The organism is Haloarchaeobius pelagicus (assembly GCF_051207375.1).
Lineage (GTDB): Archaea > Halobacteriota > Halobacteria > Halobacteriales > Natrialbaceae > Haloarchaeobius.
The window spans coordinates 75,338-95,679 of record NZ_JBPJZD010000003.1 but is presented as its reverse complement, the minus strand read 5'-3'; the positions used below and the strand labels follow the sequence as shown (position 1 = coordinate 95,679).

Genomic DNA, 20,342 nt, shown 5'->3' with positions numbered 1-20,342 from the left:
GGGGTTTATACGAGGAGGCGGTATCGCCCACAGTTCGTAAACCAAAATCCGAAGAAAACCGCAGCGTCGAAACCGAGACGAGAGTATCGGGACGATATCTGAACCAGGCGTCACGACGCTCGCAGCTGCACGACGACCCGGACGACCGTGTCGTCACGAACGACGTAGAACTTGTTCGACTCGCAGTCGGCTGCCGACCCCGTCCCAGTGAACCTGTCCGCCGACCGGTTCGAGCGCTTACAGGACCCCGAGGTCTCGACCGACGGCGCGGCCGTGGTCGTCGAGGGCAAAACGGCCGGCACCCACGTCGTGTAGCAGGTGTCGGCCACCCGTTCTGGCCCTTACCCACCCAGCACTGCCTGTATCACGAACAGCGAGGCGACGCTGACGAGCACCAGCGTGGTGAGCACCAGCGCGACGGGTCGGACTCCCGTCTCACGGAGGTCCGCCACGTCGACGCTGAGGCCCAACCCGGCGAACGCGAACAGGAACAACCAGCGGTAGGCGTTGGTCAGCTGAGTCGTATCGGCGGACGAGACGAGCGCAGTCGAGGTGAGCACCATGACGGCGAAGAAGCCGATGACGAACTTCGGGAAGGACGACCAGAGCGTGGCTACGGAGACAGTCGACTCGCCGGCTTCACCCCGACCTGCGTACCGGATCGAGTAGACGGCGACGAGGCCGCCGAGGAGCAAGTTCCGTGTGAGTTTCGTGACGGTGGCCCACTGCCCGGCGGTCTCTGAGACGGCGAAGCCGGCGGCCGTGACGGGTCCTGTGCTGAACATCGTCAGACCTGCCCAGACACCGAAGACGCGGTCCGCGAGACCGAGCCACTCGCCGACCGCCGGGTAGACGAACAGGGTGACAACGTCGAACAGGAGGATGGTGCCGGCCGCGTAAGCGATCTGCTCTTCGTTCGCGCGGATGCTGCCAGCGACGCCGACGACCGCCGAGACGCCACAGATTCCTGCACCGGCGGCCAGTAACGAGCCGAGTTTCTGGGGGATGTCGAAGAGGGACATCGCGAGCAGTTCGACGAGCAAGATGGTCCCGAGGACCCCGAATGCGACCACGAGCGCCAGTTCCGCCCCGGCCGCGAGAAGCGTCTCGAGAGAGATGCGTGCACCCATCAGGACGATACCTGCCTCGAGCCAGAGCTTGTGCGTCTCGGTGCCGGGTGAGAGTCGGTCGGGGACACCGACGAGGTTCCCGAGCAGTATTCCGATTGCGACCGCCGCGATGAGGGCGTTGACGTACGGGACGACCTGGCTCAGCAGCCGGGCGACGAGGCCGATACAGACGAGTGCAGCGACGCCGGGGAGGTACGACCACAGGCTCGCCACGAGAGTGGGAGAATCGGCCGGGGCAGCCTCACTGCGTTCTGTCACCGCTGGTCACCAGGGGACCGTCACCCCGACCTCGACAAGGAGGGTGACGACGATTCCGACAGTGATAGCTTTCCAGCCGCGGTCGATGGCCCTCCAGCGATGCAAGAGGCGTTCTCTCACTGATGTAGAGTCGGTCGGTTGCATTTCGGTAGTTGTGATGGGGCTTGTGGTGAGCCGTCGTGCGGTGGGTGTCGCTCCGAGATAGCGGATACGTTTTCCGCAGTCCGTGTCACAGGAGGCGACGCCACTGGCGTGTTGCCCCCGTCGATGAAACCGTGGTGGTGCTCGACGGCCGTGTGCCTGTTCGAGCGTCTGTTCCGGCGGGATTAACCTTCTTCGGTCTGGGCGAAGGGCACGGATAGGAGGAACAGCCAGTCTTCTGACTCCCTGCATTACCAGCAGGATTTTCCTCCATTCAGGACGATAATTTGACTGGTCTTCCTGGTTGGAGCACCATCACACGACAGCGACTGTCGTGGCACCTCGCCGGCTCTGCGCACTGATTTTCCATCCGACTTCTACGTTTCCCACAGGCCCACGGCGGCAGAACTCACAGCCTCGCGGAACGGTGCTTCGGCGGCAGATTCCAGGGAGAGCGACTCGTGCCCGGTCGAATCGCCGCAAGACGTTTCCTCCTCCTGCCCCGATATCGAAGTGATGGCCGCCGACGCGAGCGATTCGCCGACGGACGGGACCCCCGAGGACCTCCGGGTTCTCGCCCGCCGAGCGGACGGCCTGCTCGTTCGCGACCTCGCAGGCGGCCCGGACTGGCGCGCGGTTCGCGACGAAGCCGACCCGCTCGCTGCGCTGGACGCACAACTCGGCGGCACGTTCCTCATTCGTGCGACAGACTACCCACCCGAGTTCCAGCGACGGGTGGACCGCCTTCGCCCTGGCTACCGGCTTCACGGCGGACTTCGCCGGGAACCCGACGGCTGGGCGTTCGATTCGACGGGCGACCTGACCGTCCACGAGGCCGTGACGCTCGACTACGCGACCGAGGCCAGGTGGGCGTTCGCCCCCGCAGAGGGCCTGTGGCAGGACGCGGTGGAGGCTGCAGGCGGGGACCGACACGCTGCCTCAGGTGCAGAGGTACTGACCGACGACGCGGACCGGCCCATCGCGACCTGTCACGTGTTCGCGGACCCTGCGGGTGTCCCGCGACCTTCGATGCTCGGCGAGATGCGCGCCGGGCGGTCCGCATACCTCGAACTGTTCACCAGCGACCCCGGCGACGACCTCTCGGGCGAAGTCATCGACGTCATCGTCGTCTCCCCGGCAGAGCGCCCCTACGTCGCGGTCCTCTCGGTCGCGACCGGCGGGGAATGGCTCTCGCACGACGTGCGCGAGGAGGTCGGGCTGCCCGTGGTCCACGCCGGAACGACCGGCTCGCGGACCGCGGCACAACCGGTTCGCTGGCACGACGAGTACCTCCGACACGAACGGGTCGACGGACGGGACCGGCTGTACGAACGGGACTCGATTCTCGGCGAGGAACCGGAGTCAGCCAGGGGCTTCGTCGACGTGGAGTCGGGGGAAATCCACGATACCGACGCGATCAAGGTTCGTGTCGACGGTCCCGACCTCGTGTTCACCCGCACCGGTGTCGCTGATTCGGCAGCGACCATCGGGTCTTCCGACTCGGTCGAAGTCGCTCGAGTACAGCGACACCACTGAGAACGTTCGACAGTTCGCTCGCGGATTCAGTTACTCGAACAGCCAGGGCTCCACCGCAACCCGGTCCGGCCCGAGCGCGAGCGTCTCGCGAAGTGAGCCAGTAATCGGCTTGGCCGACGCGACTGAAAGCAACACGCGCGCCCCAGCCCGCTGGAGGGAGAGCGGAATCCGCTCGCGGTTCCGAACCAGCCAGGTCAGCACGTGCTCGGCACGGTGTTGGAACCGGAGTACCGTCTCGACTGCCGGTCTGCGGCGGTCAGCGTAAGGCTGGAGGACCCACGCGGGGAGTGGCTCTCGTCCGAGACGGTCCCTGAGAGCCCGGACGAGCACCCCATGGAGCACGGCCGCGTCCTGCATCGCCAGCGCGTTCCCCTGCCCGCCGACCGGCGACGCGACGTGGGCCGCATCGCCGAGAAGGGCCAGACCGTCCTGGACCCAGACCGGGGCGAGTCCCGGCCCGATGTGCAGCAGGGAGCAGTCGTCGAAGCGCCTCAAATCGCGAGCGAGCGCGTCCCCGAGTCGCGGCTCCATCGCCGTCAGCCGGTCGCGGAACGTGTCGATACCCGCGTCTTTCAGCTCAGGGTATGCACCGCGCTCGAGGACGTACCCGAGCTGGAGCGAGGTTCCGAGCCGGATACTGAGCAGGATTCCGTGCGGCGTGACATGCCCCAGCGCGTCGAGGGGCACGTCGGCGTCGACCTTGAACCACAGGACGTCGAGCTCTGAGTCGAACAGCCCCGCGTCGATACCTGCTGCCTCCCGGACGGTCGAATACCGACCATCTGCGCCGACGACCACACGTGACCGATATGCGACGGTCTCGTCGGCGTCACGGTCGTGCGCGACGACCCCGACGACCTCGTCGTCCTCGACCAGCAGATCGGTGACCGTGGTTGCCAGCCGACAGTCCGCGCCGTGCTCGCGAGCCCGGTCGAAGAGGAGTTCGAGCAGGTCCGGTTGCTCCATCAGGATGCCGTAGTCGTAGGGGCCCGGGAGCCCGTCGAAATCGAGCAGGTCGTAGCGCCTTCCGAATGCTTCGAGGGCGATGCTAGACAGTTCCTCGTGTTCGAGGTCTCGCACCGCGTCGAGCAGGTCCAACTCGGCCAGGATGCGCACCGCCGAGGGCTGGAAGGCAAAGCCGCGGAACTCGCGCTCGAAGGTGCCTGCGCGTTCGAGCAAGGCGACCTCGACGCCGCTCCTGGCGAGCAGATTCGCGAGGGTACCGCCACCGGGGCCCGCACCGACGATTACAACGTCGACGTGTTCGGTCCGGTCCGGTGGCTGCTCGTCCATCGTCTAAAGAGAGGCGGTCTAGCCGGTTCTTCGTTGTGGCAGTTTACACACGAAGGGTTGTGCAAAAGCCGAAAACGACCGGGACTGGAGGCCAGAAACGCCTTCGTGTGTCTGCAAGATAACAATAAAGCTAGTTCGAAGTGAGTTGAACGACAACGGATTTACAACGCGGCCTTCAGGGTGCCGTGTAGGTTCCAATGACGTTGCTGGACGAGCCGCTGGATGCACTCCAGATGAGGTTCGCCTTCTGACCGGTCGTAGTGGTACCCGAGACGGTCGCGGTTTCTCCAGCCTTCCACGTGCCGTCAGTGGTGCCGAACGTCAGGGTCTGGTCAACGCCGGCCACCGTCACCGACAGGTCTGCTTCCGAGATGCTCTCACCACCCTCGTGGGTGATTACCAGAACACCACCGGTGTTATCGAACGAGAAGCTCGCCTGCGGCACCTTCTCCTGGTTCCCACCGATGTTCAGCACGAACGCGCCGATGACGGCCGCGAGGATGACCGTGATGGCGACCATGAGGATGACGCCGATGACCGGCGAGACTGCACGCTCTTCCGTGAATAGCTGTTTGAGTTTCATCTGTATACTCCCCGGATACAGGGTACCAGAGCGACGACTACGCGCTGAGAATCTCGGCGGGTTTCGCTGCTTCGGGGGCGACCCCGTAGTCCTTGCTGGAATAAGCACTCATTAGAATATAAAGTTTCCTTTATTGTTATGTTTTTTACTATACACTAGTTCTGGCTGTTTTGTCGCTCGAAAATAGTCGGTCCAGTCGGTTCAGTAATAACTCATTCCAACGGTTTATCTGGCAAGGCGAGGCCAGAGTCGCCGTTATGTGTACCAACGACTCGAACCGGCGGAGGCGATGAACGTGGGCCACCGTGCACTCGTGGCGTACCAACGAGCCGATGGTCGACTCTCGATACATCACTCCCAGTGGGGCGCACTCGGCTGGCAGTTGCTCACCACCTGCCGGCCGAACAGCCCGTTCGGCGGGAATAACGACTGGGAAGCACAGTGTCACGAAGCCATCGTGGACGGTGAGGAACCAGATCCACCGAACGTGCCGGACACACCTGTCGACCCCCATCCCCGGACCGTGGTCGCCGACCTCGACGACCTCACTGGGCAGTTCGACTTCCTGGAGTACGAGGCGTGTTACGTGGTTTCCCGGTCGGTCGATGTCCGTGGGTTCCAGCCACTCTGGTTCGCGCGGGCCCTGCCGGACGCCGACCCCGTCGGAGACGGCGCACTCGTCTCACTTCGGCGCGATCGCGACCCTGTCGAGGACGCAGCTCGGCTCACGGCCTGGTTCCGAGGCGTCGCCGATACCATGGTAGCGATGCAAGAGCAAGGGGCTCTGACCGACGACGCTGTGCACACCCATCTCCGCGAGCGCTGCCGCGAGTGGGAGGCTGACGGCCGCGAGGTGTACGTGGGCTGACCCTGTCGCGGGCCGTTTTTATACGCTCGCGCCGGTATGGAGAAGCGTGACGCGACAGGGAACGGCAGACGGCGTCAGGACAGTCGTCACGCCGGACCACGAGACAGCCCAGTCGGTCGTCGACGACAGCCTCGCCGACGGTCAGCTCGTGACGGTGTTCGGCCACTGCACAGTCAGCTACGACGGCCGGGCGACGAGCCAGCTTGGCCTCGGCGACCGCCACGTCATGTGCAAGCCTGATGGGACCGTCCTGGTCCACACCGACGAGGGACAGAAACCGGTGAACTGGCAGCCGCCGGGCTGTCGGCAGGAGGCACGGCTCTCCGAGGAGGGGAACCTGGAGCTATTCAGCACGCGGGACTCACCGACAGAAGAACTGCTGGTCACCTTCGAGCGCGTCCGGCAGGTCTCGGTCTTCTCCGTGATGGACGACGAGCAACTGACTCTCGCCGGCTCGGAGGAGGACCTCAGACAGCGCATTCTCGACGAACCGGACCTCGTCGAGTCGGGGTTCGTTCCGCTGGCGACCGAGCGTGAGACCGCCGCCGGTGCGGTCGACATCTACGGCCGCGACACCGACGGAAACGTCGTCGTCCTCGAACTGAAGCGCAAACGCGTCGGTCCCGACGCCGCAAGTCAGCTGAACCGCTACGTCGAGGCACTCCGCCGGGACCTGCACGCGGGTGCGACGATACGGGGAATCCTGGTCGCGCCCTCCATCACCGACCGGGCGCGGCGGCTCCTGGCGGAGAACGGGCTGGAGTTCGTCGCGCTGGAGCCGCCGTCGCCGTAGCGGCAGCTCCCGGTATGCACGGAGAGAAGACGGCACCGAGAGTTACTGGTGACTGCCGAGCCGAAGGGTCCGTTGGCGAATCTCGCCGCAGCTCGGACAGAGGTGCGTGTAGCGCACGGTTCCGCCGTCCGTCTGAGCCTTCCAGTGGCCCTCCGCGTCCTCGTTGCCACACTTCGGGCAGACGAGGTCGACGTCGTAATGCGTCGTGAGCCGGTCGAACGCGCTCGCACCGCGCCTGGTGTGTGCTGACATACCATGGGTTACACCGTGCCGGAACAAAAAACGTCCGGTGAACATGTCTCCACAGGAGATGAATCGGTTGTCAGGGCTGCACCACGGTCAGATTTACCACGCTCCGGCTTCGACCGAGATTCGTCTCGTGAACCGGTGAACGACCACTCAGGCCGACCGAAGACACCCGAACCCCTGCTGGCTGTCGATATCCACCGGCAGTCAGCGCCGACAGACTCGCTCTTTTCACGCAGGAGCCAGTGGGTTTCGAGCATGGAACACGTCGACATCGACGACATCGAGAGCCAGTTCCTCGGAGACTCCGACCTCGACCGACGCGGCCTCTCCGACCCGCTTGGTACCAGCGACCTCGCCATCAACTACTACTCGCTGGAACCGGGAGAGTCCTTCTCGGGTGGGATGCACACCCATCTGGACCAGGAGGAGGTCTTCTACGTCATCGAAGGGACGGCCACGTTCGAGACCCCCGACGAGTCCGTCGAGGTCGGGCCCCACGAGGCCATCCGGTTTGCCCGCGGCGAGTACCAGCAGGGGACGAATGAATCCGACGAGACAGTCGTCGGGCTCGCGCTCGGTGCGCCGAAGGGAAGCGAGGACGTGCGAGTGCCGATGGCCTGTCGCGAGTGCGGCGAGAGCGACTCGCTGCAGTTCATCATGGGCGAGGACGGCGAACAGCTCCGCTGCCCCGAGTGCGGGATGACGAAGGACCTCTGAAACCGGCTCAGTCGAGTTCTCGCTTGAGGTCGTCGAGGATGCGAAGCGCCTCCATCGGCGTCGTATCCGCGACGTTCAGGCCGGCGAGACGCGCACGGACACCGGCGAGTTCGGACGAACGGTCGACCGACCCGCCATCCGCGGTGGCTGCGTCTTCAGCACCAGCAGCGCCCGGCTCCGCAACACCGTCGACCGACGCTGCCGGGTCGACACCTGTCTCTTCCGCCAGCAGTTCGTGCGCTCTGTCCAGCACCGCGTCTGGCACGCCCGCGGCCTGGGCGACCTCGACGCCGTAGGAGGCGGTCGCCGCGCCACGACCCACGGCGTGGTTGAACTGCACCTCGCCGTCGACCTCGGTCGCGTCGAAGTGGAGGTTGAACACGCCGGCGAGGTCGTCGGCGACCGCGGTGAGTTCGTGGTGGTGCGTGGCGAAGAGGGTCGTCGCGCCGAGTTCGTCGTGGACGTACTCGGTGACGGCCTTCGCGAGTGCGAGCCCGTCGGCGGTCGAGGTACCACGGCCGACCTCGTCGAGCAGCACGAGCGAATCTTCGGTGGCGTCGCGGAGGATATCGGCGAGTTCGGTCATCTCGACCATGAACGTCGACTGGCCCCCGGCGATGTCGTCGCTCGCACCGACCCGGGTGAAGATGCGGTCCAGGATTCGCAGATCCGCGGACTCGGCTGGGACGAAACAGCCGGCTTGCGCGAGCAGACAGATCGTCGCGACCTGGCGCATGTAGGTCGACTTCCCGCTCATGTTCGGGCCCGTGATGACCGCGAAGAACTCCTCGTCGTCGAACTGTGCGCCGTTGGGGACGAACGAGTCCTGTGTCTGCTCGACGACGGGGTGGCGGCCCGCCTCGATGTCGATGCCCGTCTCGGAGAACTCGGGGCGCGTGTAGTCGTTCTCGGCCGCGACGGTCCCGAACGACACGAGCACGTCGAGGGCGGCGATGCGGTCGGCCAGGGCCTGTACGCGCTCGGTCTCGGCCGCGACCGAGGACCGGACCTCCCGGAAGAGGTCGTATTCGAGGTCGTCGGCCCGCTGTTCGGCCCGCAGAATCTCGTCCTCACGAGACTTGAGCTCGGGCGTGTAGAACCGCTCGGAGTTCTTCAGCGTCTGCCGGCGGTTGTAGTCGTCGGGCACCCGGTCGAGGTTCGGGTTCGTCACCTCGATGTAGTAGCCGTGGACCTGGTTCTTCCCGACTTTGAGGGAGTCGATACCCGTTCGCTCGCGCTCTTTCGCCTCGAGGGAGTCGATCCAGTTCTTCCCCGAACGTTCGGTCTCTCTGAGGTCGTCCAGCGTCTCGTCGTAGCCCGACTCGATGACGCCACCCTCGGTCACCTCGATGGGTGGCTCCTCCCGGATGGCCCGGCCGATGAGGGCGCGAACGTCTTCGAGTTCGTCCAGCCCGTCGCGGAGGGTGGCGAGCCGGTCGGTTTCGAGGTCCGCCATCGTCTCCTTGAGGTCGGGGACCACGTCGAGCGTGTCCTTCAGCGAGCGCAGGTCCCGGGCGTTGGCCCGGCCGCGAGAGACCCGGGTGATGAGCCGCTCCACGTCGTATACGTCCCGGAGCAGTTCGTGCAGTCGCTCGCGGGTCACCGGGTCGTGCGCGAGTTCGCCGACCGCGTCGAGCCGGCCCTCGATTCGGTCCTGGTCGACGAGGGGGCGACGGAGCCAGTCCGTGAGTTCGCGGCGGCCCATCGCGCAGGCAGTCTCGTCGAGCACCTCGACGAGGGTCGCGCCCTCGACGCTCCTGACGGAGCGGCGCTCGAACAGTTCGAGGCTGGCGATGGCGGTCGGGTCGAGCACCACGTACTCCCGTGGGTCGTACCGCGTGAGGTGGTTCAGGTAGTCCAGATAGCCCTCCTCGCCGCCGCGGGTGTACTCGGCGTAGGCGAGCAGGGCACCGCAGGCGCGGACCTCGGCGTCGCCGGCCAGCAGGGCGTCGGGGTCGCCGAAGTACTCGGTTACCTTCTCGCGAGCCTTCTCTGTCCCGAAGGCGGTCCGGTCGTAGGGCGACACCATGCAGTCCGCAGGGAAGGCGTCGGCGCTGGCGTCGGGCCCGACGATTGCTTCGGCGGGGTCGAACCGGCCGATCTCGTCCGCGACGGTGGGGGCGTTCGGGGGGGCCGTGGCGTAGAAGTCGCCCGTTGACACGTCGAGCACGGCGAACCCGTACTCACCGCCCTCGCCCGTCGGGTCGTCCGGGTCGCCCGTCTTCGTGAGGCAGGCGACGAAGTTGTTGTCGTCGGTCGCGAGCAGTTCGGCCTCGGTCAGGGTTCCGGGCGTGACGATGCGAGTGACAGCCCGGTCGACCACGCCGCTGGCCTCGTCGGGGTCCTGCACCTGGTCCGCGACCGCGACCCGGTAGCCCGCGTTCAGCAGCGATTCGATGTAGCTCTCGGCGTTCGCGATGGGTACGCCCGCCATCGGATATCTCCCGGTCGAGTCCTCGCGCTTGGTCAGGGTCACCTCACAGATGCGCGAGGTCGCCTCGGCGGCGGCACAGAAGGTCTCGTAGAAGTCGCCGACCTGGAAGAGCACGAGCGCGTCGTCGTAGCGCTCGGTCAGTTCGTAGTACTGGCGCATCATCGGCGTCAGCTCGTCGGCCTGCTCGGCCATCTTCTCCGGCGGTCCGAGCGCTGCGTCCATACGCAGACGGCAGGGTGGTCGCGTGGAAATATCTGCTGGATTCGGGGCTATCTCGGGAGGCGGGTGAGGCCCCAGACCACCAGCAGTGCACCAAGCCCGCCGATTGACAGTGCGACGTACGTCAATACGATGGCACCGTCAGCGCTGTCCGGTCCGACGACCAGAAGGAAGGCCACGACTGCTAGCATGAGCCCACCGAGGCCGACGAGGGCATAGCCTTCGGCCGGGTCGGGGAGGTCGTACTCACCCGGGTCTGCCGCGATTCCTGTCTCGAACGAGGCGAGTAGTCGACCCGACTGCTCGCGTGGGACGACGAACAGCCGTGGCGTGTCGAGGTCCGACGCACCAGGAGCGTATGACGGCCGGAGCAGCGTCAGGTCCCCAAGCTGATGGGTCGTCACTCCAGCCAGTGTCGCGAGGTCCACATGGTGTTCGTCGTACGTCAGCCGGAGAGAGTCGGTATTGAGTTCCCCCTCGGCCGTGAGGACGTTGTACGTGACCACCGGGACGAAGATGCTCCCGCTGACGAGCAGAAAGCCCGCGACGCCACCGAGACGGAAGCTCACCAGGACGATTCCGAGACCGACCACAGACGCGAGCGCGAGCACCTTCGAGTCGACGAACCCCCATTCGTCCCGTATCGGCCGAAGCGCTGGCCAGAGCGTCACAGCCCTGAACACGAACAGTGAGAGGAGTGCGAGCACGCCGACGAGCAACAGCGGACTGTTGAGGCTATCTGAGACGAGCACAAGCAGTATCCAGCCCGCGAACAGCGCCATCCCGCCAAGGACACCAGCCCCGAGGTAGCTCACGAGCCGGACAGTTCGCGAGTCCTCCGGGCCGACCGTCCACGAGTAGTCTGGTGCCATCTCGAACCAGCATACCATATTCCACCCCACCAGTACTTGAATCCAACCGAAATTTCATCGATAGAACATCTTCAACACCACAGACCGCGTACCTAGTATCATGGCGCTCCACGCAATCGAGGACCTGGGCGACGCGTACCAGGTGACGCGGTCGTTCCTGTCGTCGCTCGGCCAGACGGGCTGGCTGAAACTCGCGCTCGTCGTGCTGTTCATCGGTGGGCCCGGGGCGAACTACTCCTCGTTCCAGTACAGCGTTCCCGCTGACTCGAACGGCGGCGGCGTCCCGGTCGACACCGGCCCGCTCACCGTCCCGGACGTGTGGCTCATCGCGGCGATCATCGTCGCCATCGCCCTGCTCGCGCTCGCGTTCCTGCTCGTCGGGTCGATACTGGAGTTCGTCTTCGTCGAATCGCTCCGGACCGAGTCGGTCCAGGTCCGGCGCTACTGGCGTGAGCACTGGCGTTCCGGCCTGCGGCTGTTCGGCTTCCGCTTCGTGCTCGGCCTCCTCGTCTTCGGGACGGTCGCCGTCTTCGTCGTCCTGTTCCTCCTGACCGGGTTCGGGTCCGAGTCACCACGAGCGCTGGTCCTCCTGACGGTGGTCCTGTTGCTGGTCCCACTGTTCGTCCTCCTCGCCGTGCTCGTCGGGCTCGTCAACGGGTTCACGACGGTGTTCGTCGTCCCCATCATGCTCGTCGAGGAGGTCGGCGTGATCGGGGGGTGGCGGCGGCTCTGGGGGACGATTCCGGCGAACTGGACGCAGTACCTCGCGTACGCCGTCGCCGGGGCCATCCTCTCGATGGTCGGCGGGGTGGTCGTCGGCATCGTGGCCGGTGTCGCGGCACTGGTCCTGCTGGTCCCGTTCGGGGCGCTGTTCGGCGGCGGCTTCCTGCTGTTCTCGGCCGTCGAGGCGCTCGGCATCCTCGTCATGGCTGTCGCCGCGGTGCTGTTCGTGGTGTGTCTGGTGGCTGTGGCCGCGGTGGTACAAGTCCCGGTCCAGACCTACCTCAGGTACTACGCGATGCTCGTCCTCGGCGACGTGGCTCCCGACCTCGACCCGGTGCCGGAACAGCGCTCGGCCGTCCGTGCAGACGACGAGGAGGGGGATGGCGGGAGTGGCGCTGGCGACGTCGACGAGAGTGCTGGCGTCGGCGGTGCCGACGAAACCGGCAGACACGGATAGTAATTCAATTCTACTTTATCTACTTCAATCTGATTGGGAAGCATTTATCACGGCTCCGTAGCACAGGGGATACTGCGGCCGGCGACCACCCTCCCGACGTGCGGTTTGCCCCGAGTGCCTGGCCGACGAGAGGCATCTCTGGCGACGGAACCGGACAGCCACGCGTCTCGGCACGCCCCGGTCCTACGGGCACGAGACGTGTCGGCGCGGCGGGCGTCGTCACCCCCGCATCCGGGAGCGGGAGTCGCACCGAGTCGGTCGCTTCACAGCATCCATGAGCAAGCAATCTACTGCACCGACCACCGACGTCCGGTCCATCCTCGACCGGGCACGCACAGGCCACGAGACCGACCTCCCCGAGACGGCGTGGGAGGACATCCACACCGATACCGCGCGCAGCCTCTACGACGGCGCGACCACCGACGAGGTGTACGAGGCGATCCTGCAGTCGCTGACCGCCCGGATCGAGCGCGACCCCGAACTCAAGCGGGTCGCCGCGGCTGTCTTCCGCCAGCAGTACTACCGCGAGGTCATCGGCGAGGACCTGACCGGGTTCGACCTCGACCAGGCGTACCGCGCGACGTTCGTCACGAACGTCGAGCGCGGTGTCGACCTCGGGCTGCTCGACGAGCGCCTTCTGGAACGGTTCGACCTCGCCGACCTCGCCGAATACCTCGAACTCGACCGCGACGAGGAGTTCGAGTACATGGCGATGGAGACGCTGTACCAGCGCTACTTCCTCAAGACCGAGCAACACGGCGAGCGTCTCGAACTCCCGCAGGCGTTCTGGATGCGCGTCGCGATGGGGCTTGCCATCGAGGAGGACGACCCCCAGCGCCGCGCCAGGGAGTTCTACGACGTGCTCTCGAAGCTGGAGTTCACGCCCTCCTCGCCCACGCTGTTCCACAGCGGGACGACCCACCCGCAGCTCTCCTCCTGTTACCTGACCACGGTCGAGGACGACCTCGAGGGCATCTTCGACGCCTACAAGCACCACGCACAGCTCTCGAAGTGGAGCGGTGGCCTCGGCAACGACTGGACCAACCTCCGGGCCGCCGGGTCGCTCATCCAGTCGACCGGCGTCGAATCGACCGGCGTGGTCCCCTTCCTCCGCATCAGCAACGACGTGACCGCGGCCATCAACCGCTCCGGCAAGCGACGAGGAGCCGCCTGTGCCTACCTCGCCTGCTGGCACCTCGACTTCCCCGCGTTCATGGACCTCAAGCGCAACACCGGCGACGAGCGACGGCGGACCCCGGACATGAACACGGCGGCCTGGATACCGGACCTGTTCATGAAGCGGGTCCGGGCCGACGAGAAGTGGACCCTGTTCAGTCCCGACGAGGTGTCCGACCTCCACGAGTTGTCCGGCGAGGCGTTCGAAGAACGCTACCGAGAGTACGAACAGCAGGCCGAGGACAGCGAGCTCAGGCAGTACGAGCGGGTCGACGCCACCGACCTCTGGCGGCAGCTGCTCACGCGGCTGTTCGAGACCGGCCACCCGTGGCTGACGTTCAAGGACCCCTGCAACGTCCGGTCGCCGCAGGACCACGTCGGCACGGTCCACTCCTCGAACCTCTGCACCGAGATTACGCTCAACACCAGCCAGGACGAGCACGCCGTCTGCAACCTCGGGAGCGTCAACTACGCCACGCACGTGTCTGGCGGCGAGCTGGACCGCGAGCACCTCGCCGACACCATCGAGACGGCGATGCGGATGCTCGACAACGTCGTCGACCTCTGCTTCTACCCGACCGAGGAAGCAGAGCGTTCGAACATGCGCCACCGCCCCATCGGGCTCGGGACGATGGGGTTCCACGACGCCCTGCTGCGCCTGGAGGTGCCGATGGCGTCCGAGGCGGCCGTCGAGAAGGCGAACCGCTGGCAGGAGTTCGTCTCTTACCACGCCATCCTGAACTCCTCGAAGCTGGCCGCCGAACGCGATTCCTACCCCTCCTACGAGGGGTCGAAGTGGGACCGCGGGCTGCTCCCGCAGGACACCGTCGACCTGCTCGAGGACGAGCGCGACCGGGAGATTCCGACCGACCGCGAGGAGACGCTTGACTGGTACGTCGTCCGCGAACACGTCGAGGAACACGGGATGCGCAACTCGAACACTATGGCCATCGCGCCCACGGCGACCGTCTCGACCATCAACGGGACGACGCCCTCTATCGAACCGCTGTACTCGAACCTCTACGTCAAGTCGAACATGTCCGGCGACTTCACGGTCGTCAACGATCAGCTCGTCGCGGACCTCCGGGAGCGCGACCTCTGGGACGACGAGATAGTCGACCGCATCAAGTACCACGACGGGTCGATACAGGAGATAGACGCCATCCCCGACGACCTGCAGGAGCTGTACCGCGGCGCGTTCGAGATCGACCCGCGTCACCAGCTCCGGTTGACCGCACACCGCCAGACGTGGCTCGACCAGTCCATCTCGCACAACGTCTTCTTCCCGTCGACCGACGGTTCCCTGCTCGGCGACGTGTACGAGACCGCGTGGGAGCTCGGGCTGAAGACGACCTACTACCTCCGGACACTCGGTGCCTCCCAGATAGAGAAGTCCACGCTCGACATGGCGGAGTACGGGAAGACACAGCACCGCGACGGCGACGCCTCGCAGCCGGTCGAGTCCGACGGCGGCCACCCCGCCGACGACACCGACCTCTGCACCGTCGAGGACCCGACCTGTGACGCCTGCCAGTGACGACCGCGAACAATCCACCTCACCGCCCCATCCATGCCGATACTCAACGACGACACCGACCACGACCCGAACAAGATACTGCCGATAGACTACGACTGGGCCCGCGAGTACTACGAGGCGGGCGTGAACAACAACTGGGTGCCCCAGGAGATTCCGATGCAGGACGATATCTCCCAGTGGAACGGGGACGCCCTCTCCGACGCCGAGCGCCAGCTCGTCGAGTGGAACCTCGGGTTCTTCTCGACGGCCGAGTCGCTCACCGCGAACAACATCGTGCTCGCGGTGTACGACTACGTGACCGCCCCGGAGTGCCGCCAGTACCTGCTCCGACAGGCCTACGAGGAGGCCATCCACACGGACACGTTCATCTACTGCTGTGACTCACTCGGGTTCGACCCCGAGTACCTCTACGGGATGTACGACCGCGTGCCCTCCATCGCGGAGAAGGACGAGTTCGTCGTCGACCTGACGCGGGTAATCACCGAGGACGACTTCACCATCGACACCGACGACGACCTCCGGGACTTCCTCCGCGACCTCGTCGGCTTCTACGTCATCATGGAGGGCATCTTCTTCTACGCCGGGTTCGCGATGATGCTCGGCCTCAAGCGCCAGAACAAGATGGTCGGTATCGGCCAGCAGTTCGAGTACATCATGCGCGACGAGTCCCTGCACCTGGGCTTCGGCGTCGACCTCATCGACGAGATTCGCACCGAACACCCCGGTGTCTGGACCGACGAGTTCGGCGACGAGGTTGTCGGGCTCGTCACCGACGCCGTCGACCTCGAGAAGATCTACGCCTACGAGGCGTGCCCGGACGAGATTCTGGGACTGAGCCCCGACCAGTTCGCCGAGTACGTCGAGCACGTCGCCGACCGTCGGCTCGGGCAGCTCGACCTGCCGGAACAGTACGGCACCGACAACCCGTTCCCATGGATGTCCGAGCAGGTCGACCTCAACAAGGAGAAGAACTTCTTCGAGACGCAGGTCACCGAGTACCAGAGCGGCGGGAGCCTCGACTGGTAGCCCGCCAACGGCTTCAACGAACCTGTCGGCGAGAACTGTGACTCACTGTGGGTCGAAAGCCGTTTCAGGGCTGGGTGAGCCAGTTAGCGCGACGCACCATCGAGTGCGGCGTGTGGCGAGATGTGCGGCCCGGTCGGGCTCTCGCTGTCGACACTAGCGTCGACAGAGAGCCCCGGAATATCGTCGTAGTACTGCGTGTGGTAGCGGCTGGTCAGCCAGACGGCCTTCGGCGGTTCGAGGCCGAGTGCGACGCCCATGTCCGCCCAGCTCCCGTTGTTCACCACCCAGGTTTCGGGGATGCTGTCGAACGCGACCTCACCGACGGGGTCGATGGAGACCGAGTACGGGCCGGCCTCCTTGGAGCTGGTCTCCGTCGAATCCTCGCCGGTTGTCTCGGTGGCAGTTGCGGTGTCAGTCGGTCCTGCGGTGGTCCCCTCGCCTGCGTTTCCGGCACAGCCGGCGAGCAGCGCACTGCCGAGGAGCGCGCCGCCGTACTGGAGATACTTCCGCCGCGTCGGTTCCTGACGGGTCGTCGTATCGTCGCCCAGGGTTTTAGGCTCGCCTAAAGAAATAAACCGCTTGCGATTTTTTGGTTGGCCTAAAATCCAGGTATCGATTCAACAGTTCCACCGAATCCAGCGACGCGACAGGGCAAAGGAGAAAAAGCGGCGCAGAAACGAATGCGAGGAACCCGTACTCAGACGGTCGACGGCCGAGTGTGCAACTCGATGTGTACGTCCCGGCGCTGGCCTTCGAGATCGGCGATGGCGCGCTCGAACACCGTCTTCGCCTCCCGGATGGCGATGGGTTTGACGCGGTCGATGACCCAGTCGAGCGAGACGAACGGGGGCAGTCGAAGACCCGCCAGCCGTGAGCCCGCCCGGTCGAACTCGATGCGGAGGCGGACCCTGGTCGCCGGGCCGCCGTCTGCCTGTGCCTGCTCGGACTCCGGCGGGACGTCCTCCAGCGCCCAGAAGCCCTCGGCCCGCACGTCCCGTGGGACGTCCCAGTCGATGCGCTCGGGTCGGTCGATGCCCGTCACCCGCGGCGAGAGCGTGTACTCCAGCTTCCACCACTGCAGGGTGATGTCGAACTGGCAGCCCACGCCGTCACCGTGTTTGGTCACGTCGGAGACGTAGCGCGAGTACTGCTCGTGGTTGGTGAAGTCGAAGAGGAACTCGAACGCCTCCTCCTTCGGGACGTACACCACGGTCGATATCTCGATGGCGTCCACACGGGGGAGATAGGACCGTATCGAATTGAATCCTCGCCTCGCGGTCAGTCAGTCGATCCCCTGCGTTCACCGAGTACCTCCCTGGCCTCCGGCGGCGACATCGGCTGATTGTAGATGGCAGACCCCGGTTCTTGCAGCCGGCCGCCCTCGACCAGCCCGCCGGTGTCCATCGCGACGAACCCGATTTCGCGCACCAGGTCGGCGACGATGTCCTTGGCGTGGCGGTCGTCGCCGGCCATGAAGACGACCAGCCGGTCCTCGGCGGGGGCCTCGGGCCGGGACTCGTCGCGAAGCGTCTCCCAGTGCATCGCGTTGAACGCCTTGACGAGCCTGGCGTCGGGGAGTTGCTCGGCGATGGCCTCGCTGGCGGTCTCCTCGCCGAGGTCGATGACCTCGAACTCGGCTGAGTAGGGGTTCGTCGCGTCGATGACAACCTTCTCGGCGAACAGGGCAGCGTCCGGCAGCTCGTCACGAGCGCGCCAGGGCAGTGCGAGCACCACGAGTTCCGCATGGTCGACAGCCTCGGCTGGAGTGGCTGCACAGGCGTGCTCGCCCAGCTCCTCGACGAGGTCAGCGAGCGACTCCGGCTCCCTGGAGTTCGAGAGGAGCACGTCGTGGCCGGCTGCCACAAGGTGTCTCGCGAGCGTCTCCCCGATGTTCCCGGTCCCGACCAAACCGACGTTCATACGGAACGACAGGCACCCCGACGAGAAACCGCTACCGCCGCGAGCCGTGGAGAGGGACCCGCTACCGCCTCGACCCATCGAGACGGACTCAGCCGGTCAGGGACGGACCCGGCCGGTCAGGGGATGACCGAGACGCCGACCGTGTTCGCCCGGATGACCGTCTCGGTGGCGCTCCCGATGACGAGCCGGTCGACCGTGTTCCCGCCGTGATGGCCCATGACGACGTGGTCGATGTCCCGGTCGGCGGCGAGTTCCAGGATGTCCTTCCCGATCTTGTTCGCGTACCGCATCCGGTAGATTCCGACGTCGAACGCCAGCTCTGGCGTCGAGTCGGATCCGCCCGCTCGACAGACCGTCCGGGCCCGTTCGAGCAACTGCTCGATGGATTCGTCCTCGTAGTCCGTGATGTGGACCACGTCGAGGGTCCCGTCGTACCGGTCGGTGAACTCGACTGCGAACTCCAGCGCCCTGAAACTACAGTCCGAGCCATCTATCGGTGCCAGTACGTGCATGACGGAACAGACTGCCCCGTGTCGAATAATGATTGTGACACTAGGGACGACAGCACCCGAAGTCGCCCCGAAACGGGGCCAAACGACCGATTCTTACCGGCCGGCCACGGCCCTAATCTGATGTTACGTGGGTCCCGCGCTCGCTAACGGCTGATTCGGTCTGACATGAAAATCCCGGTTGAGTACTTAAACCTGATGGCCAATCAGGGCATACAGCTATATTCCTAGACAACGAGTAACGTAATGGAGGGGGAGTAACCGGTGTCAATAAGTACGCCATCAGTAGATAGTAGAATCATCCCTACAACGAGCGAGAATCGACTCGACGAGGGAGACATACACTCGATATTAAGTAACGAACGTCGGCGGGAGGTTCTGAAACACCTCCGGAGCCACGGTGGGGAATCGACCCTCAGAGATTTGTCTGAGGCGATCGCCGAGGCCGAGACTGGGGAGTCGCCGCCGCCACGAAACATCAGAGACAGCGTTTACGCGTCGCTGCACCAGACGCACCTGCCGATGCTCGACAAGCTCGGGGTCATCGACTACGAGTCGAACCTGAAGACCGTCACGCTGACCGAACGGTCCCGTGACCTCGTGCCCTACACCACCGTCATGAGCTCGACCGGGCTCGCGTGGTACCAGCACTACCTGCTTATCGGGCTGGTCGCCATGGTCACCGTCTTCGCCGCCGAAGTCGGATTCCCGGTCATCGATCTGCTCGGCACGGCCGTCTGGGCCGGGCTGTTCACCATCGTTCTGGTCGCATCGTTCGTCGTACAGCTGTCCGCTGGCACGGCCCCGCTGGCGCGTGTCGGTCGCTTCCTCCGGGACTTCCGGACGAGCTAGACCGACGCCTTCTGTATCACACACCTTCTGTACCATCGTCTCACGCACCAGCAGTCACGTCACCACGACTGCTGGACGACGTTCTCCGGCTCCTCGCCGTCGAGCGCCCGCCGGACGTCGGTCGCGACCGTCTCGTTCACGTCGCGCCTGGCCTCCTCGGAGTACCAGCCAGCGTGTGGCGTGACGACCGTGTCTTCCCGGCCGATGAGCGGCGATTCCTCTGGCGGTTCCTCCGCGAGCACATCGAGGCCGGCCGCCGCAACCTGCCCGGACTCCAGCGCCGCGACCAGCGCGCCCTCGTCGATGACTGCCCCACGGCCGGTGTTGACGAGGACGCCCCCGGGGCCGAGGCGGTCGAAGGCATCGGCGTCGAGCATTCCACGGGTCTCGTCGGTCAGCGGCGCGTGCACCGAGAGCAGGTCCGAATCGTCGAGTAGCGTCTCGAAACCGACCGCTTCCACGCCGTAGTCGGCCATTGTCTTCGCGTCGACGAACGGGTCGTGCGCGACGAGCCGGCAGTCGAAGCCGGAGACGAGTTCCGCGAACCGGCGCGCGATGGGGCCGAACGCGAGCAGGCCGATGGTCTGGCCCCGCAGTCGATGGAGTTCGCGGGTCGCCCCCCAGGCCCATTCGCCAGCCCGAACCGACCTGTCGTACGCTGGAATCGACCGCACGCAGGCGAGGGCGAGCGAGAGCGCGTGCGTCGCCACCTCGTCGGTGCAGTACTCCGGGCAGTGGGTCACCGGAACGCCAGCTTCGGCCGCTGCGTCGAGGTCGATTCCCTCGATACCGACCGCCGAACGCGCGATTACAGCGAGGTCGAGCGCCTCGATGACGCTGGCTGGGACCGGCGTGTGGACGTCGGTGACCACGGCATCGGCATCGACTTCGCGGGCCGCCTCGAGGAGCGCGTCGGCCGAGCCGAGGACCCGTTCGTGGACCTCCACATCGGGCCCAAGGACGCTGCGGTAGATGTCGGGGTCGAGCATCGGGTAGTCCGAGAGGAGGACCGAGTGCATGTGTCGCTGTAGGGCCGTCGGTCACTTGAC

20 protein-coding genes and 1 pseudogene are annotated in these 20,342 nt (G+C 65.6%); 9 read left to right on the top strand and 12 right to left on the bottom strand.

Features of this window, described 5'->3' with window-relative positions:
- Positions 1–171 precede the first annotated feature (171 nt).
- Complete coding sequence (locus tag ACSC1S_RS18710) at positions 172–315, top strand: hypothetical protein (RefSeq protein ID WP_435365615.1); 144 nt, start codon at positions 172–174, stop codon at positions 313–315.
- Between the two features lie 26 nt (positions 316–341).
- On the opposite strand, the gene ACSC1S_RS18705 is transcribed toward ACSC1S_RS18710, so the two are convergent.
- Both ACSC1S_RS18705 and ACSC1S_RS18700 read right to left on the bottom strand, forming a co-directional pair.
- On the bottom strand, positions 342–1,388 hold the full coding sequence (locus tag ACSC1S_RS18705) for a YeiH family protein (protein ID WP_435365614.1): 1,047 nt from the start codon (positions 1,386–1,388) through the stop codon (positions 342–344).
- 6 nt (positions 1,389–1,394) lie between these two features.
- Positions 1,395–1,532, bottom strand: a complete 138-nt coding sequence (locus tag ACSC1S_RS18700) for a hypothetical protein (RefSeq protein WP_267643579.1) — start codon at positions 1,530–1,532, stop codon at positions 1,395–1,397.
- Positions 1,533–2,045: 513 nt separating this feature from the next.
- Here ACSC1S_RS18700 and ACSC1S_RS18695 point away from each other — a divergent pair.
- On the top strand, positions 2,046–3,065 hold the full coding sequence (locus tag ACSC1S_RS18695) for a DUF6663 family protein (protein WP_435365613.1): 1,020 nt from the start codon (positions 2,046–2,048) through the stop codon (positions 3,063–3,065).
- A 30-nt stretch (positions 3,066–3,095) separates the two neighbouring features.
- Here ACSC1S_RS18695 and ACSC1S_RS18690 read toward each other — a convergent pair whose 3' ends face one another.
- The gene (locus ACSC1S_RS18690) at positions 3,096–4,358 is read right to left on the bottom strand and encodes an FAD-dependent monooxygenase (protein ID WP_435365612.1); all 1,263 of its coding nucleotides are present in this window, start codon (positions 4,356–4,358) and stop codon (positions 3,096–3,098) included.
- A gap of 175 nt (positions 4,359–4,533) precedes the next feature.
- Positions 4,534–4,941: a type IV pilin domain-containing protein gene (locus tag ACSC1S_RS18685; protein ID WP_435365611.1), complete on the bottom strand. Its 408-nt coding sequence runs from the start codon at positions 4,939–4,941 to the stop codon at positions 4,534–4,536.
- Positions 4,942–5,200: 259 nt separating this feature from the next.
- Here ACSC1S_RS18685 and ACSC1S_RS18680 point away from each other — a divergent pair, with 259 nt between their 5' ends.
- Entirely contained in the window at positions 5,201–5,809 is a 609-nt protein-coding gene (locus tag ACSC1S_RS18680) for a DUF6735 family protein (RefSeq protein ID WP_435365610.1), read from the top strand.
- 46 nt (positions 5,810–5,855) lie between these two features.
- Entirely contained in the window at positions 5,856–6,602 is a 747-nt protein-coding gene (gene nucS, locus ACSC1S_RS18675; protein WP_435365609.1) for an endonuclease NucS, read from the top strand.
- A gap of 42 nt (positions 6,603–6,644) precedes the next feature.
- Here the strand turns inward: nucS and ACSC1S_RS18670 are convergent, their stop codons facing one another.
- Entirely contained in the window at positions 6,645–6,854 is a 210-nt protein-coding gene (locus ACSC1S_RS18670) for an HVO_0649 family zinc finger protein (protein WP_435365608.1), read from the bottom strand.
- Positions 6,855–7,106: 252 nt separating this feature from the next.
- Between ACSC1S_RS18670 and ACSC1S_RS18665 the strand changes: the two genes are divergently transcribed.
- Positions 7,107–7,568, top strand: coding sequence for a cupin domain-containing protein (locus tag ACSC1S_RS18665; RefSeq protein ID WP_435365607.1), 462 nt, complete (start codon positions 7,107–7,109; stop codon positions 7,566–7,568).
- A 7-nt stretch (positions 7,569–7,575) separates the two neighbouring features.
- Here the strand turns inward: ACSC1S_RS18665 and mutS are convergent, their stop codons facing one another.
- Together mutS and ACSC1S_RS18655 are read right to left on the bottom strand one after the other, a co-directional pair.
- Positions 7,576–10,224 carry a DNA mismatch repair protein MutS gene (mutS, locus tag ACSC1S_RS18660; protein WP_435365606.1) on the bottom strand — a complete coding sequence of 883 codons (2,649 nt, stop codon included), beginning with the start codon at positions 10,222–10,224 and terminating at the stop codon, positions 7,576–7,578.
- Between the two features lie 47 nt (positions 10,225–10,271).
- Positions 10,272–11,093 carry a hypothetical protein gene (locus tag ACSC1S_RS18655; RefSeq protein ID WP_435365605.1) on the bottom strand — a complete coding sequence of 274 codons (822 nt, stop codon included), beginning with the start codon at positions 11,091–11,093 and terminating at the stop codon, positions 10,272–10,274.
- Positions 11,094–11,193: 100 nt separating this feature from the next.
- On the opposite strand from ACSC1S_RS18655, the gene ACSC1S_RS18650 reads away from it, so the two are divergent.
- From ACSC1S_RS18650 to ACSC1S_RS18640, 3 genes are all read left to right on the top strand, one after another.
- Positions 11,194–12,273: a DUF7544 domain-containing protein gene (locus ACSC1S_RS18650; protein WP_435365604.1), complete on the top strand. Its 1,080-nt coding sequence runs from the start codon at positions 11,194–11,196 to the stop codon at positions 12,271–12,273.
- A 274-nt stretch (positions 12,274–12,547) separates the two neighbouring features.
- Complete coding sequence (locus tag ACSC1S_RS18645; RefSeq protein WP_435365603.1) at positions 12,548–14,986, top strand: ribonucleoside-diphosphate reductase subunit alpha; 2,439 nt, start codon at positions 12,548–12,550, stop codon at positions 14,984–14,986.
- Between the two features lie 33 nt (positions 14,987–15,019).
- Entirely contained in the window at positions 15,020–16,012 is a 993-nt protein-coding gene (locus ACSC1S_RS18640; RefSeq protein WP_435320616.1) for a ribonucleotide-diphosphate reductase subunit beta, read from the top strand.
- Between the two features lie 152 nt (positions 16,013–16,164).
- On the opposite strand, the pseudogene ACSC1S_RS18635 reads toward ACSC1S_RS18640, so the two are convergent.
- The 4 genes and pseudogenes from ACSC1S_RS18635 to ACSC1S_RS18620 form a co-directional block, all read right to left on the bottom strand.
- Positions 16,165–16,560 (bottom strand): annotated as a pseudogene (locus ACSC1S_RS18635) (ABC transporter substrate-binding protein); the annotation flags it as partial.
- Positions 16,561–16,709: 149 nt separating this feature from the next.
- A complete protein-coding gene (locus ACSC1S_RS18630) occupies positions 16,710–17,246 on the bottom strand; it encodes an SRPBCC family protein (protein ID WP_435365602.1) in 537 nt (178 codons plus the stop codon).
- A 44-nt stretch (positions 17,247–17,290) separates the two neighbouring features.
- Entirely contained in the window at positions 17,291–17,932 is a 642-nt protein-coding gene (locus ACSC1S_RS18625; RefSeq protein WP_435365601.1) for an NADPH-dependent F420 reductase, read from the bottom strand.
- A gap of 116 nt (positions 17,933–18,048) precedes the next feature.
- Positions 18,049–18,444 carry a universal stress protein gene (locus ACSC1S_RS18620; RefSeq protein ID WP_435365600.1) on the bottom strand — a complete coding sequence of 132 codons (396 nt, stop codon included), beginning with the start codon at positions 18,442–18,444 and terminating at the stop codon, positions 18,049–18,051.
- 261 nt (positions 18,445–18,705) lie between these two features.
- On the opposite strand from ACSC1S_RS18620, the gene ACSC1S_RS18615 reads away from it, so the two are divergent.
- Positions 18,706–19,293, top strand: a complete 588-nt coding sequence (locus ACSC1S_RS18615; protein ID WP_435365599.1) for a DUF7344 domain-containing protein — start codon at positions 18,706–18,708, stop codon at positions 19,291–19,293.
- Positions 19,294–19,352: 59 nt separating this feature from the next.
- Here ACSC1S_RS18615 and ACSC1S_RS18610 read toward each other — a convergent pair whose 3' ends face one another.
- Complete coding sequence (locus ACSC1S_RS18610) at positions 19,353–20,312, bottom strand: C-terminal binding protein (protein WP_435365598.1); 960 nt, start codon at positions 20,310–20,312, stop codon at positions 19,353–19,355.
- Positions 20,313–20,342 lie beyond the last annotated feature (30 nt).

Excerpts from the sequence above, each read along its gene's own strand:
- ACSC1S_RS18700 (WP_267643579.1), bottom strand. The coding sequence starts at position 1,532 with ATGCAACCGACCGACTCTACATCAGTGAGAGAACGCCTCTTGCATCGC.
- ACSC1S_RS18695 (WP_435365613.1), top strand. The coding sequence starts at position 2,046 with ATGGCCGCCGACGCGAGCGATTCGCCGACGGACGGGACCCCCGAGGAC.
- ACSC1S_RS18690 (WP_435365612.1), bottom strand. The coding sequence starts at position 4,358 with ATGGACGAGCAGCCACCGGACCGGACCGAACACGTCGACGTTGTAATC.
- ACSC1S_RS18685 (WP_435365611.1), bottom strand. The coding sequence starts at position 4,941 with ATGAAACTCAAACAGCTATTCACGGAAGAGCGTGCAGTCTCGCCGGTC.
- ACSC1S_RS18670 (WP_435365608.1), bottom strand. The coding sequence starts at position 6,854 with ATGTCAGCACACACCAGGCGCGGTGCGAGCGCGTTCGACCGGCTCACG.
- ACSC1S_RS18665 (WP_435365607.1), top strand. The coding sequence starts at position 7,107 with ATGGAACACGTCGACATCGACGACATCGAGAGCCAGTTCCTCGGAGAC.
- mutS (WP_435365606.1), bottom strand. The coding sequence starts at position 10,224 with ATGGACGCAGCGCTCGGACCGCCGGAGAAGATGGCCGAGCAGGCCGAC.
- ACSC1S_RS18655 (WP_435365605.1), bottom strand. The coding sequence starts at position 11,093 with ATGGCACCAGACTACTCGTGGACGGTCGGCCCGGAGGACTCGCGAACT.
- ACSC1S_RS18650 (WP_435365604.1), top strand. The coding sequence starts at position 11,194 with ATGGCGCTCCACGCAATCGAGGACCTGGGCGACGCGTACCAGGTGACG.
- ACSC1S_RS18645 (WP_435365603.1), top strand. The coding sequence starts at position 12,548 with ATGAGCAAGCAATCTACTGCACCGACCACCGACGTCCGGTCCATCCTC.
- ACSC1S_RS18640 (WP_435320616.1), top strand. The coding sequence starts at position 15,020 with ATGCCGATACTCAACGACGACACCGACCACGACCCGAACAAGATACTG.
- ACSC1S_RS18625 (WP_435365601.1), bottom strand. The coding sequence starts at position 17,932 with ATGAACGTCGGTTTGGTCGGGACCGGGAACATCGGGGAGACGCTCGCG.
- ACSC1S_RS18620 (WP_435365600.1), bottom strand. The coding sequence starts at position 18,444 with ATGCACGTACTGGCACCGATAGATGGCTCGGACTGTAGTTTCAGGGCG.
- ACSC1S_RS18610 (WP_435365598.1), bottom strand. The coding sequence starts at position 20,312 with ATGCACTCGGTCCTCCTCTCGGACTACCCGATGCTCGACCCCGACATC.